This is a genomic window from Georgenia deserti (assembly GCF_042680605.1).
GTDB classification, from domain to species: Bacteria; Actinomycetota; Actinomycetes; order Actinomycetales; family Actinomycetaceae; genus Allobogoriella; species Allobogoriella deserti.
On sequence record NZ_JBHUEE010000011.1, the window covers coordinates 85245 to 98701 of the forward strand.

Below are 13457 nucleotides of genomic sequence, written 5' to 3' on the forward strand. Positions count from 1 at the left end.
GCTGTGCCCGTAGAGCCGCACCCGAGCCAATTTCGCGGCCTAGCACCTCTCGATGTGCCCGAGCGCGGGCCCAAACCTCAGTGCAGGCCCCGCTGCTGCGACAACCCGCGGTCGGCTGTCCGCTCGGGGTGCCGTGGTGGCAGACCCACCAGGGCGCCGTCACGGATCCACTCCTCGTCGTTGCCGTAGGCACGGTCGACGATGACGCGCTGCAGCCGCTCGACGACGTCCGCGTGCTCGGGCGAACCGGCCAGGTCGTGTTCGTCGAGCGGGTCGGACTCCACGTCGAACAGCTGGGTGATGTTCCCCATCGGGTAGTAGACGAGCTTGTAGCGGCCGTCATGGGCCATCCTCGTCGCCTCGTCCCGTTCCCCGAACTCGCCGTGCAGCACCCCACGGGGTGGCCCGAGCATCGACCGGCCTTCCACGGTCTCCGGAACAGGGAGGCCGGCCATGTCGAGGAGTGTCGGCATGACGTCCTGGAGGCCGATGAGACGGTCGTCGACCACGCCTTCGCCGACGCGCGCGTCCCCCGTCGGGCCGACGAGAAGCATCGGGACGTTGGCGGACTTCTCGTAGAAGACCCTTTTCGCCCACAGGCCGTGGTCGCCGAGCATGTCGCCGTGATCGGAGGTGAACATGATGACGGTGTCGTCGAGCAGGCCCTGTTCGCGCAAGGTGCCGATCACCACGCGCAGCTGGTGGTCGACGTAGGTGCACTGCGCGTAGAAGGCTCTCTTCGCGGCCTGGAGCTCGTGGTCGCGGAAACCCTCCGGGGCGTCGGCATGACGTCGATTGTGCAGTTGCACCGGCAGTGCGGCGGGATCGGTTGCCCAGTTCCCGACGGTGGGCGGGTCCATCTCGATCCCGTCGTACATCTCGAGGTACTCGCGCGGGGGGGTCAGCGGCGGGTGTGGTGCCGTGTACGAGAGGTACCAGAACGCGGGGCGGGTGGGATCACGGCGGGTGATGACCTCGGCCATCTGCCGGGTCGCCCAGTGCGTGACGTGAAGGCGTTCGGGCAGGTGCCAGGGCCGCTGGACGTACTGGTTGTTGCTCATGCCGTGGGTGTACGCCTGCCCCGCGTACCCCTCGGCGGCGAGGTGGCGTTCGTAGTCGTCAGCCACTCCCCACTGAGCGCGCCCCTCCTCGCTGAGGATGACGTCGTCAAATCCAATCCGTGCGCGTTGGGGGAAGACGTGCAGTTTCCCCACGGCGGTCGCCTGGTAGCCGTGGTCCCGGAAGGTCTGCGCGAGCGTGGGCAGCTCGGGCATGGGCAGGTCCTGCTGGAAGATGCGGTCCCCGTGCGTGCGAGGCGCGGTGCCGGTCATGATCGTCCGCCGGGCCGGGACGCACACCGGGGACTCGCTGTAGGCCCGGCAGTACCGCGTTCCCGCGCGCGCGAGCTGATCGAGGGTCGGCGTCTGGACAACCGGGTGGCCGGCGGCCCCCAGCAACTGCCCGAACCAGTGATCCACGGTGATCAGCAGCACGTTCGGTCGGTTCGATGGCGTCATCGCGTCTCTCTCGTTCGTCAGGGACTGCCTCAGGATCGGTGTAGGTCCGATCTATCTAGTCAATCGTACAATCTAATGGTCATGTCGTTCGCCGCCCGACTCACCGCCGGATGGCGAGGCGAACGGCGACCGCTCGTCTACGCTCCGGATTCGAGGACTATGTCGACGCCTGAACCGAACGCCGCAACGCCGCTCCGTCACGTCCACGTCCTGAACGGGCTGGGCGCGGACATCGTCGCCGGACGCCTGGAACCGGGCACGTCGGTCACGCTCGACCAGCTGCAGGACCGGTACGGTGCTTCCCGCGGACTCGTCCGGGAGTGCATGCGCATCCTCGAAGGGCTCGGCATGCTCCGTTCCCAACGGCGCACCGGGATCGAGATCCGGCCGCCGGAGTCGTGGAACGCCTACGACCCGATGATCATCCGGTGGCGCCTGGAGGGACCGGACCGCGAGGAGCAGCTCCAGGTCCTCACGGAGCTGCGCCTCGGCCTGGAACCGGTCGCCTCCCGGTTGGCCGCGCTTCGGGCCGCGGAGGACGAACGCGACGAGCTGCGCGAGGTCATGGCGATGCTCCGCGCCAACGGCGAGGCGGGCCGCCAATCGCGCCATCTCGACGCCGACCTCCGGTTCCACGCCGTGATCATGACGGCGTCGCACAACCCGATGTACACCGCGATGGTCCCGGTGGTCCGGGAGGTGCTCCAGGCGCGCCGCAGGCATGAGGAGATCGATCGACCGCACGTCCTCGCTGCGCTGGACCGCCATGAGAGGGTCGCCCGCGCCGTCCTCGCAGGAGACGAACAGGAGGCCGAACTCGCCATGCACGACCTCCTGGCCGAGGTGCGGCAGACCCTGTCGGCGGACTAGCTCTGCGCCGCCCTACGTAGCGGACCGAGCGCGCTCCGCGGTTCGCCGGCGGCGTCCGTAGAGCAGACTCCCCGCGATCGCGAGGACGGCAATGACGAGCATGCCCAGGGAGATCGGACGCTCGAGGAAGACGAGCAGGCTGCCCTCCGACAGAAGCATCGAGCGCCGGTACTCCTCTTCCAGGATCGGGCCGAGGATGAAGGCGAGAATGAGCGGACCGAGCTCGTAATTCAGCTTGCGCAGCACGTAGCCGACAAGTCCGAACACCACGGCGAGTCCGACGTCGAACATCGAACGCTGAACGCTGTACACCCCGCAGATGGCGACGATGACGATGATCGGTGCCATCAGCGCGCCACGCAGCCGCAAGATCTGCACGAAGACCCGGATCAGCGGCAGGTTCAGCGCGAGCAGCATGAAGTTGCCGATGAACATCGAGGCGATGACGCCCCAGAAGACGTCCGGATGTTCCGTGATCAGCTGCGGACCCGGCGTCACGTTGTGCAGCAGCAGGGCGCCGAACATCAAGGCGAGGGCCGGGTTCGGCGGCAGTCCCAGGGTCAGCAGCGGCACGAACGAGGAGTTCGACGACGCGTTGTCCGCCGTCTCGGTGGCCGCGAGGCCGTCGATCGCCCCTTTGCCGAACCGCTCCGGCTGCTTCGAGAACCGGCGCTCGGTGGCGTAGCCGATGACGGAGGAGATGGTCCCCCCGCCACCGGGCATGACGCCGATGAAGAACCCGAGGATCGAGGCCCGCAGGATGGCCAGGCGGCTGGCGATCCAGTCCCCCATGGTCGGTAGAACGTTGGAGATCCGCAGTTCTCCGGCGCCTCCGAAGTATCCTCGGTCGGACCGGTAGAGGATCTCTCCGATGCCGAAGATACCGACGGCGAGCGGGACGACGTGGATGCCGCTCATCAGGTCGACGTTGCCGCCGGTCAGCCGGACGCCGCCGGAGATCGGATCCAGTCCGACGGCGCCGAGGATCAGACCGAGGGCGGCGAGCGACAGCGCCTTGATCTTCGAACCCGACCCGAGGAACACGACCATGCTGAGGCCGAGCAGGGCAAGGATGAAGATCTCCGGTGCACCGATCGAGCCGGCGAAGCGCGCCAGCGGCACCGCGAGCAGCGTCAGTCCGACGACGGCGACCATTCCGCCGGCGAACGAACCGATGGCGGTGATGCCGAGCGCCGAGCCGGCCCGGCCCTGTTTAGTCAACGGGTAGCCGTCGAGCACGGTCACCACGGACGAGGCGTCACCTGGCAGACCGAGCAGGATCGCGGGAATGCGGCCGCCGTACATCGCGCCGTAGTAGATCCCGGCCAGCATGATGATGGCGGTGGCCGGGTCCAGCTCGAAGGTGAGCGGGAGCAGCAGGGCGATGACGGCGACCGGCCCGAGCCCGGGAAGCAGCCCGATGACGGTCCCCACCAGGACCCCCAGGGTGACGAACAGCAGGTTCGTCGGCGAGAGCGCCACGGCGAAGCCGTCAAGGAGTGAGGTGAGCGTGGACATCTAGATCGCCCTCATGTGCGCGCCGAGCAGTTCCGAGAAGAGGTAGAAGGTCACGCCCGTTCCGAGCACGGCGACGAGCGCCGAGGTACGCCACGACTCGCCGCCGAGGAACCTCAGATGGACGAACATCAGCACCACACCGGGGATGAGGAATCCGACGTAGTCGTAGGCGCCGATGAAGACGAAGAGCATCGCCGCCAGGCCGAGGGGTCGCACCGCCCGCACGGTGAAGCGTTCCCCCTCGGGACTCCGGAGTAGGAGGGCGAGCGCGGTCGTGAGCAGTCCTGCGGCGACCGCGAACGGCCACATGCCCGATCCCGGCTCACTCAGCCTGCCGAGGCCCACGTCCCAGGACTGCCACAACGTCCACCCGGCGAAGGCCGCGACACCGATGGCGAACAGCCGATCGGCGAGGCGACTCCGCGGGATCTCCTCATCAGTCACCAGCCACCTCGGCGTAGGACTCGGCCGCCTCGTGCAGGCGCTCGTTCGTCTCCTCGGCGCCGACGAACTCCGGTGGTGCGACTCCCTCACCGAGCTGGTCCTGGACGTCGCTGTCGCTCATGCACGTCTGCATGGCCGATTCGAGGGTGTTCGCGATCTCGTCGGGCGTGTCCGGCTGGGTGGCGAGGAACCAGAACGAGTCCGCGTACGGCAGGTCGGAGTAGCCCAGTGAGTCGAGCGTCGGCACGTCGGGCAGGTGCGGCGCCGGTTCCGTCACCGCGGTGGCCAGCGCCTCCACGCCGCCTTCTTCGAGCGCGGGCAGGGTGACACCGCTGTCGGCCGAGACGAAGATGGCGTCCACGTCCCCGGCACGCAGCGCCTGGAGAGTGTTGCCGTTCCCGTCGAAGGGCACCGTCTCGACGCCGACGTCGTGCGTCGCGATGAGTCCGTCCACGACGATGGCGGGCACGCTCGTCGCCCCCGGGACCCCGACGACCGTCCGCGAACCCTCTGCCGAGGTGAGCAGCTCCTCGGCACTGTCGTACTCGCCCTCACGGGCGACCATCACGATCGGCGCCTGCCCGATGGTGCCCACCGGACGGAAGGAATCGGCGTCGAACTCGACGCTGTCTTCGAGCAGCGGCGGCAGGACCGCGTTGGCCGCAGTGGTCGAGACCAACGTGTAGCCGTCGGGCTCGGACTGGCTGAAGTAGGTGTTTCCGACGGCTCCTGAGCCACCCTCACGGTTCTCGACCTGGATGGAGGTGTCGAGCTCCTCCTCCAGGCACGGCGTGACGATCCTCGTCGACAGATCGGTCGAGGACCCTGCCGGCACCGGAACCACCACGGTGATGTTCTCCTGGGGGTACTCCGCCGGATCACCGGAGCCTGAGCACGCCGTCACGCCCACGGCAACGGCACCCACCACGGCGGCTGTCCTGATCATGCTCCTCATTGAGGTCTCCCGTTAGGCAACGACGTCGACAGGTCGGGCCGGCGCCGTGAGGCGACAACCGCTCGAGCGAAAGTACCATCAATCGTGCCAATGAACCAATCATTGGTTGCCAGTACCAAGCTACATCTCTCTCGCATCGCGAAATTGCGCTTCCGCCTTGACGCGTCACTCAGGCGGGCTCTACGTTAAACAGTAAGCGGTTTCTATGAACCACTTTGATTAGAGTTATCAGTAGTAGCCGGTTACTAACATTGCCGGTTACCCGCCGCACCACCCGGTGCGAGCCACCGACCACCTGCACCGACGCGCGGAGGGATCACATGGCAGCGGTGACCATCCGCGAGGTTGCGGAAGCAGCCGGCGTCTCGGTCGCGACCGTCTCGCGCATCGCCTCCGGTTCGGACTACCCGGTCGGCGCCCGCACCCGCGAACGGGTCGAGGCAGTCATCGAGGCCCTCGGCTACCGGCCCAACCAGTCGGCCACCGACCTGAGCCGTCGCGACACCCACCTCGTCGGAGTCCTCGCCCCGGACATGGCCAACCAGTACTACGCCGAGGTCACCCGCGGGATCGAGGACGCTGCGCACGAGGCCGGTTACCAGGTCCTCTTCTCCTCCACCGACCGGCGAAAGACTCGTGCCGAGACGGCCCTCGAGGCACTCCTGCGCCGCCGCGTCGCCGCCCTGATCATCCTCGGTGGCGGTGACGAGGTCCGGCTCACCCGCAAGCAGGTCGCCAGCTACGGCACGGAGGTCGTCCTCATCGGGCGCGCCGGTGAGGACTTCCCCACCGTCACCACCGACGGCGAGCAGGCCGGACAGGTCATGGCCCAGCACTTCATCGACCTCGGGCACCGACACCTCGCCTTCATCGCCGGATCGCGCGGATCCACCGCGACCCGCCTACGTCTCAGCGGCGTCCGCAGGGCGGCCCGCGCCGGCGGACTCACCGCTCCCCCGGTCAGCCGGGGCGGATACACGGAGCAGGGCGGCTATCGCGCCGCGCGCGACCTCCTCGCGAACACCACCGCGCGCGAACGGCCCACAGCCCTCATCGCGGCCAACGACCGCATGGCCATCGGCGCCATGGCCGCGGCCCACGATCTGGGCCTCAGCGTCCCGGACGACGTCGCCCTCGCCGGCTTCGACGACACCCCCATCTCCGCCTACGTCCGGCCCGCGCTGACCACGTACTCCCTCCGTTCCGCCCAGCTCGGCGCGGAGGCCATGCAGATGATCCTGGACAGAGAGGAAGGCGAGACGAGCATCCGCCACCGCACGGTGGACGGCGACATCGTCGTGCGCGAGAGCTGCGGCGCACACCGCAGGGCCACCACACCCTGACGCCCCGGCCCCGCACGACGCCGATAGGCCACGACAGCGCACACGGCGTGCGCGACAACGGCAACCAGAGACGAAGGAGTTCTCCAACATGTCGGTGAAGGACTACGCGAAGACCGATGCCGGATCGGACCGCAAGCACAACATCCTCGGGATGTCGTTCGCGGAGGTCGCGGAGCGGCTCGCAGAACCGGGACAGGACACCGTCCTCATCCCCATGGGCAGCACCGAGAAGCACGGCGCCCACATCCCGCTCGGCACGGACAGCTACGTCACGATGGAGGTCGTCTACCGTGCCGCCGAGGCGGTGGACGTCATGCACACACCGCTGCAGCCGTTCGGCTACTCACCGCACCACATGGGCCGCCACGAGGAAGGCGCCGGCACCATCACGCTGCGGGCCGAGACCTACCGGCGCGTCCTGCACGACGTCGCCCGCAGCCTGATCTACCACGGCGTCAAGAAGATCATCTTCGTCTCGCACCACGGATCCAACACCAAGCCGATCGACGAACTCATGCGCCAGCTGCGCTACCACACCGGCGCGTACATCTCCTTCTACAAGACACCGACCGAGCGCGAGGCGAACGTGGTCCAGCACCACTTCGACAACCCGCCTGAGGAGACGCCGGGCTGGCACTCCTCCGAGCTCGAGACGGCCTGCCTCATGGCGACGGCGGACAACCTCGTGCACATGGACCGCGCCGTGGACGACCGCGCCCACGCCCCGGCCTACATGGGACCGGAGTTCTCCAAGATCGACGGCGTCGGCACGGTGAAGTTCCGCGGCTCGGAGAACATCTGGGTCCCGATGGAGCACCACGAGTACTCCGACACCGCGACCATCGGCAACCCCTTCCGCGCCACGAAGGAGAAGGGGCTGGCGATGTTCGACTCCATGGCCGAGCACCTCGCCGCCTACGTCGAGGAAGTGCGCAAGTTCGAGGTCGGGGAGATCAACTCCGACTACCCGGAGCGCGCCTGACCCCGCACCACGACGGAGGTGGTCGCATGATCGGCACCGCGCCGAACCAGACCGGCACGGACGCCCTGCGCGAGGAGCTGGCGCGGCTGTCCCGCCGCAGCTTCTTCCGCGGGCTCGTGCCCGGCGTCAGCGGCAACAACTCCATCCGAGTGCCCGGCACGGACACGATGGTCATCAAGACCTCGGGCTGCAGCCAGGGGGACATGACGGCCACGGACACGGTGGTGATGTCCTTCGACGGCGAGGTGCTCGACCCCGGGCGCACGCCGAGCAAGGAGTGGCGTTTCCACGCCAGGATCTACGCCACCCGGCCCGAGGTCGGTGCGGTCGCGCACCTCCACCCGCCGCTGTCGGTGGCCTTCTCGGTGGCGGGCCAGGTCCCGCCGCTGGTCACCGCGGCGGCGCGGGGCCACGTGCGAGAGATCGCCGAGGTGCCGCTGCTGCCGGCCGGCTCGCCCGAGCTGGCCGACGCCGTCGAGGCCGTCATGGCCGGGACGCAGACACGGGTGGTCCTCATGCGCGAGCACGGCACCATCGCCGTGGGCCCGGACCTGGCGACGGCGGTTCACCGGACGGACTACATGGAGGACAACGCTCGCGTAGCCCTGGCCGCGGGGATTCTCACCTCGACCCGTCCGGGCGAGATCGAGCTGGCCCACGACCCGGATCCGACGGCGGAAGGGGGCTGATCGCGTGCGCCCGAGAATCGCCGTCCTCGCCACGGTGGACACCAAGGCGGCCGAGGCCTCCTTCCTCGCGGCAGAGATCCTCGCCCGCGGAGGCGCCGCCCCGGTGATCGACATCGGGCTCGGCCAGGCCGCCGGCGAAGCCGTCGACGTCCCGGCGCAGACACTCGCCGGTCGAGCCGGGACGACGGTCGCGGACCTGCGCGCGGGCCCTCGGCACGAGGCGATGGCGGCCATGGGCGAGAGCGCCGGGCAGGTGCTGACCGAATGGTTCGATGCCGGCCGGCTGGACGGCGTCATCGCCGTCGGCGGCAACCAGGGCAGTGCCGTCGCGGCGATCGCCATGCGGCACCTGCCGATCGGGCCGCCCAAGCTCATCGTCTCCACGGTGGCCTCGGGCAATGTGCGCCAGTACGTCCAGGACTGCGACATCACCATGCAATTCTCCGTCGGTGATCTGCTCGGTGGCCCCAACCGGGTGACCGGGATGATCCTGCGCCGCTCGGCGGCCGCCGTCGTCGCCATGGCCGGCGTGGCCGGCGGCGGTACCGCAGCACCGACCGACACCGGTCCGGCCGTGGGGGTGACGGCGTTCGGCAACACCGAACCCGCCGTCGTCACCGCCATCGAGAAGCTTCGCGACGGCGGCCTCGCGTCCGTGCCGTTCCACGCCTCCGGGGCGTGCGGCTCGGCCATGGAACGCCTTCTCGACGACGGAGTCCTCACCGGGGTCCTCGACCTCACCATCCACGAGGTGCTGGGCGAGATCGAGCCGGCCGACATCTACGCACCCGTCCGGCCCGGCCGGCTCACCGCCGCCGGCCGGCAGGGGATGCCGCAGGTGGTCGTGCCCGGCGGCTGCGAGTACTTCTGCTTCGGCGGGCCGGACTCCATACCGCCCGCCTACCGGGACCGGCCGGTGCACGTGCACAACCCGTACAACACCAACGTCCGCACCACGGCCACCGAGCTGACCGAACTCGGCCGGCTGGTGGCCGACCGGCTCAACGCCTCCCGAGGCCCGGCAGCCGTGCTCATCCCGACCCAGGGATGGTCCGGCGTCGGAAGCCCCGGCGGCATCCTGCACGACCCGGACGCCAATCAGGCGTTCGTCGACGCCCTCGAGGCCGGCCTGAACCCGACGGTCCGGCTCGAGCGCCATGACACCACGATCAACGACCCCGCATTCGCGACGGCGGCGGCCGAGACCCTTCTCGACCTCATGCCGTCGCGCTGACGGCCCGCTGCCGCACCGCGGCGGCGACCCGACGCGAAGGAGCTTCGAATGGTTGCGCAACAGGCGGCCGCCCAGGCAGCCCCACGTCCGGACAGCGACGTCCCCGAGAGCATGCGCGCGGCGGTGATGTTCGGCCCCGGTGACATCCGCGTGGTCGACAAGCCGGTGCCGCGGCCCGGCCCCGGCGAGGTCCTGGTCAAGGTGTCGGTCTGCGGCATGTGCGGCACGGACCTGAAGATCTACGACGGCCATTTCCCCGGCACACCCCCGTACGGCAGCTACACACCCGGCCACGAGTGGTCCGGCACGGTGGTCGAGGTGGGCGAGACGGTCGACGAGGTCGCCGTCGGTGACCGCGTGTGTATCGAGGCCCACCACGGCTGCGGCCGGTGCGAGAACTGCATGGCCGGCCTGTACACGTGCTGCCTGAACTACGGCGACGTCGCCAAAGGGCACAAGGCCTCCGGGATGACGGTCGACGGCGGCTTCGCCGAGTACGCCATCCATCACGTGGCCGCGCTCTCCCGGATGCCGACGAACGTCTCGGATCTCGACGCCGTGCTCATCACCACCGCCGGCACCGGCCTGTTCGGCATCGACATGATCGGCGGGTACCTACTCGGCCAGGACGTCGTGGTGTTCGGACCCGGCCCGGTGGGCTTGATGACCGCGCAGGCGGCCAAACAGCTCGGCGCTCGCCAGGTGATCCTCGTGGGCACCCGCGACAGCCGGCTCGCCCGTGGACGGGATCTCGGCGCCGATCACACCATCAACGCCCGGCAGAGCGATCCGGTCGCCGAGATCGCCCGGCTGACCGGCGGCGAGGGCGCCGACGTCGTCATCGAGACCTCCGGCAACGTCGCCGCACCCCAGCAGTGCGTCGAGGCCGTGCGCCGCGGCGGCACGATCCTCGTCGTGGCGTTCTACCCGGAACCGGTGACGCTGGACCTGTCCGCCGTCGTGCGGCAGGGCGTCCAGGTGCACACCACCCGCGGCGAGGGCGGCAACAACGTCCGCCGCGCCCTGGCGCTGGCGGACATGGGCCGCCTGCGCGGCGAGGAGCTCGTCACCCACGAGTTCCAGCTCGACGACATCGCGGAGGCCCTCCGCGTGGTCCGCGAGCGCGACGGCGATCCCCTCAAAGCCGTCATCCGCTTCTGATCTCGGGCTGTCACCACGAAGGAGTGACCATGACGCAGAGCCTGTGCGTGGAGGACGTCCACGTGACGTTCAAGAACACCTGCATCATCGACGGCTTGTCGTTGTCCGTCGACGACGACGAGTTCGTCAGCATCGTCGGCACGTCCGGGTGCGGGAAGACCACCTTCCTGCGGGCGCTGGGCGGGCTGTTGCCGAACAGTGCCCGGATCGGCCGCACGGAGCTGCACGGCAGTGCGCTCCAGGCGCCGGAACCGCGCGTGGCCATGGTCTTCCAGCACTTCGGCCTCTTCCCGTGGAAGACCGTGGAGGAGAACATCCTCTACGGCGTGCGGGTCCAGGGCCGGACCGAGCCGCGCGAACGGATGGAGCGGCTGCTGGAGGTCATGCACCTCGGCCACGCCCGGAAGAAGTATCCGCGGCAGCTCTCCGGGGGCATGAAGCAACGCACCGGGATCGCCCGCGCGCTCGTGCTCGAGCCGGAACTGCTGCTGCTGGACGAGCCGCTGAGCGCCGTCGACGCCATCACCCGCGAGGTGATGCAGCAGGAGGTGATCGAGCTCATCGAGGCCGAGCCGCGCACCGCGTTGCTCGTCACCCACGACCTCGACGAGGCGATCATCATGTCCGACCGGATCGTCGTGCTCGGCGGGCCGCCGGCCCACGTCGTGCTCGATATCCGCTCCCCCATCGAACGGCCCCGGACCCTGGAGACGGTCCGGAGCCATCCGGAGTACCTCGGCCTGCGCCGCCGGTTGTGGGGCGCGCTCGAGTCCGGGAGGGCCGCCGCATGACCACCTCACCCACATCCGAGAACAACGTCCAGCCGCGCCGCGTCGACCCCCTGGCGACGACAGCCTCCCAGGAGGAGGTCCGCCAGCGGCGGGCGATGAAGATCAGCCAGCCAACGCGCAACCGGCGCATCGTCGTGCGCTACGCCTCCCTGGCGATTCTCCTGCTGATCTGGGAGATCTACGGACGCAACGTCAATCCGGTGCTGTTCACGTATCCGGTGGCCATCGTCGAGTCGGCCGTGGACATGGTCGCCGACGGGACGTGGCTGACCGCCACGTGGCAGACCGGTTCGGTGCTCGCCGTCGGGGCGACAGCGGGTGTGCTGCTCGGCATCGGCACCGGCTTGCTCGCCGGTCGCAGCTGGATCGCCAAGGAGATCCTCGACATCCCGATCAGCGCCCTGTACGCGCTGCCCGCGGTAGCCCTGATCCCGGTGATCGTGCTGTGGTTCGGCTTCGGTGACCCGGCGAAGATCTTCATCGTCGCGTTCTTCGTCTTCTTCCCCGTGGTCATCAACACCACCCGCGGCGTGGAGGAGGTCGAGTCCGAGCTGCTCGAGGTCACCCGGTCGTTCTGCTCCTCGGAGCGTGCGGTGTGGCGTGACCTGCTCATCCCGGCCTCGTTGCCGTACGTCTTCACCGGCATCAAGCTCGCCATCGGCCGTGGTCTGGTCGGCGTGATCGTGGCGGAGTTCTTCACCGCCATCTCCGGCCTCGGCAACCTCATCGTCACGAACTCGAACTCGTTCCAGACGGCACGCACGTTCGTGCCGATCGTGACGCTCTCCCTCATCGGCGTCGTCCTGACGGCGATCCTCGGCGTGGTCGAGCGAGCGCTCGCGCCGTGGCGCCGCGACGCCTGAGCCCACTGAGAAGGAAGTGACAATGATGTCCACACGTGTGCTGACCCTGCGCGGGTCACCGCGCCGCCGCGGCGGGATCGCCGCCGTCGTCGGCCTGTCCCTCGTCGCCCTGGCGGCGTGCTCCGGCGCCGGAGGTGACGACGACGGCGGACCGGCTCAGATCCGGATCGCGTTGCCGACCGGCGTGACCAGCTTCGCCAACGCCGACGTGGTGGTCGCCGACGAGCTCGGCTACTTCGAGGACGCCGGAATCGAGGTGGAGATCATGAACCTGCGGTCGGGCACCTCGGTGGCCAACGGTGTGGTCGGCGGCGAGTTCGAGGTGGGCGGCGCCAGCATCGAACCGGTCGTCAACGCGTTCGCCGGAGGTGCCGAGATCAGCGTCTTCGCCTCCTACGCCGACCGCCTCGAGGTGGAGCTGGTGGTGCCCGAGGACGTGCAGAGCGTCGAGGACCTCGCGGGCCGTGACCTCGGTATCCAGGAGGTCGGCGCGTTCCGTGAGGCGATGACGCGGATGGTGCTCGAGGACGCGGGCATGACACCGAACGACGTCAACTACGTGTCCGTCTCCTCCGACGCCTACGTCTCCGGCCTCGTGCAGGGGCAGATCGCCTCGGCGGTCCTGCACCCGGAACAGGGATTCCAGGCCGCGGCCGAGGACCCGAGTCTGCACCCGCTGGTGAACCTCTACGAGATCGAGCCGGACTACTTCTACGGCGCCTACTTCGCCGACAACGCCTGGCTCGAGGACAACCCCGACGCCGCACGCGGCTTCGCCCAGGCACTCACCCGCGCGCACCGCACCATGTACGCCGAACGCGACCGCGTGGTGCCGATCATCGCCGAGGTGACCTCGATGGAGGAGTCCGTCATCGACGACGCCTGGGAGGTCTACATGCAGGACGTCCAGGCGTTCCCGCGCAACGTCGGCCTCGAGGAGAATCGCCTCGAGTACACCCTCGAGCGCATGCAGCAGATGGAGACGCTCGCGCCCGGGGCCGAGGTGGACCTGGCCGAGCTGATCGACCGTGGGCCGATGGAAGCGGCCGTCGAGGAGCTCGGCGAGGCCGAGCAACGGGAGTGAGTGGGT

General features: G+C 69.1%; 13 protein-coding genes. 9 read left to right on the forward strand and 4 right to left on the reverse strand.

Translation table 11 applies throughout. The annotated features are described in order from the left end of the window. Nucleotides 1-77: 77 nt before the first annotated feature. Nucleotides 78-1517 carry a sulfatase-like hydrolase/transferase gene (locus tag ACFSE6_RS17390; protein ID WP_388010287.1) on the reverse strand — a complete coding sequence of 480 codons (1440 nt, stop codon included), beginning with the start codon at nucleotides 1515-1517 and terminating at the stop codon, nucleotides 78-80. Nucleotides 1518-1676: 159 nt separating this feature from the next. Here ACFSE6_RS17390 and ACFSE6_RS17395 point away from each other — a divergent pair, with 159 nt between their 5' ends. Then, nucleotides 1677-2387, forward strand: a complete 711-nt coding sequence (locus ACFSE6_RS17395; RefSeq protein ID WP_388010290.1) for a FadR/GntR family transcriptional regulator — start codon at nucleotides 1677-1679, stop codon at nucleotides 2385-2387. 12 nt (nucleotides 2388-2399) lie between these two features. Here the strand turns inward: ACFSE6_RS17395 and ACFSE6_RS17400 are convergent, their stop codons facing one another. From ACFSE6_RS17400 to ACFSE6_RS17410, 3 genes are read right to left on the reverse strand one after another with little or no spacing between them, the layout of a single operon-like run. After that, nucleotides 2400-3905: a tripartite tricarboxylate transporter permease gene (locus tag ACFSE6_RS17400; protein ID WP_388010293.1), complete on the reverse strand. Its 1506-nt coding sequence runs from the start codon at nucleotides 3903-3905 to the stop codon at nucleotides 2400-2402. Beyond that, a complete protein-coding gene (locus ACFSE6_RS17405) occupies nucleotides 3906-4349 on the reverse strand; it encodes a tripartite tricarboxylate transporter TctB family protein (RefSeq protein ID WP_388010296.1) in 444 nt (147 codons plus the stop codon). Further along, nucleotides 4342-5295: a tripartite tricarboxylate transporter substrate binding protein gene (locus tag ACFSE6_RS17410; RefSeq protein ID WP_388010299.1), complete on the reverse strand. Its 954-nt coding sequence runs from the start codon at nucleotides 5293-5295 to the stop codon at nucleotides 4342-4344. Before ACFSE6_RS17410 ends, ACFSE6_RS17405 begins: the two co-directional genes overlap by 8 nt. A gap of 329 nt (nucleotides 5296-5624) precedes the next feature. Between ACFSE6_RS17410 and ACFSE6_RS17415 the strand changes: the two genes are divergently transcribed. From ACFSE6_RS17415 to ACFSE6_RS17450, 8 genes are all read left to right on the forward strand, one after another. Next, a complete protein-coding gene (locus ACFSE6_RS17415; RefSeq protein WP_388010302.1) occupies nucleotides 5625-6647 on the forward strand; it encodes a LacI family DNA-binding transcriptional regulator in 1023 nt (340 codons plus the stop codon). Between the two features lie 88 nt (nucleotides 6648-6735). Continuing rightward, nucleotides 6736-7629 carry a creatininase family protein gene (locus ACFSE6_RS17420; RefSeq protein ID WP_388010305.1) on the forward strand — a complete coding sequence of 298 codons (894 nt, stop codon included), beginning with the start codon at nucleotides 6736-6738 and terminating at the stop codon, nucleotides 7627-7629. A gap of 26 nt (nucleotides 7630-7655) precedes the next feature. After that, nucleotides 7656-8318, forward strand: a complete 663-nt coding sequence (locus ACFSE6_RS17425; protein WP_388010308.1) for a class II aldolase/adducin family protein — start codon at nucleotides 7656-7658, stop codon at nucleotides 8316-8318. 4 nt (nucleotides 8319-8322) lie between these two features. Next, nucleotides 8323-9552, forward strand: a complete 1230-nt coding sequence (locus ACFSE6_RS17430; protein ID WP_388010311.1) for a Tm-1-like ATP-binding domain-containing protein — start codon at nucleotides 8323-8325, stop codon at nucleotides 9550-9552. 48 nt (nucleotides 9553-9600) lie between these two features. Beyond that, nucleotides 9601-10713, forward strand: a complete 1113-nt coding sequence (locus tag ACFSE6_RS17435; protein ID WP_388010314.1) for a zinc-dependent alcohol dehydrogenase — start codon at nucleotides 9601-9603, stop codon at nucleotides 10711-10713. Between the two features lie 29 nt (nucleotides 10714-10742). Then, nucleotides 10743-11504, forward strand: coding sequence for an ABC transporter ATP-binding protein (locus ACFSE6_RS17440; protein ID WP_388010317.1), 762 nt, complete (start codon nucleotides 10743-10745; stop codon nucleotides 11502-11504). After that, a complete protein-coding gene (locus tag ACFSE6_RS17445) occupies nucleotides 11501-12367 on the forward strand; it encodes an ABC transporter permease (protein WP_388010320.1) in 867 nt (288 codons plus the stop codon). The genes ACFSE6_RS17440 and ACFSE6_RS17445 overlap by 4 nt, the downstream gene beginning before the upstream one ends. A 22-nt stretch (nucleotides 12368-12389) precedes the next feature. Further along, a complete protein-coding gene (locus ACFSE6_RS17450; RefSeq protein WP_388010323.1) occupies nucleotides 12390-13451 on the forward strand; it encodes an ABC transporter substrate-binding protein in 1062 nt (353 codons plus the stop codon). Nucleotides 13452-13457 lie beyond the last annotated feature (6 nt).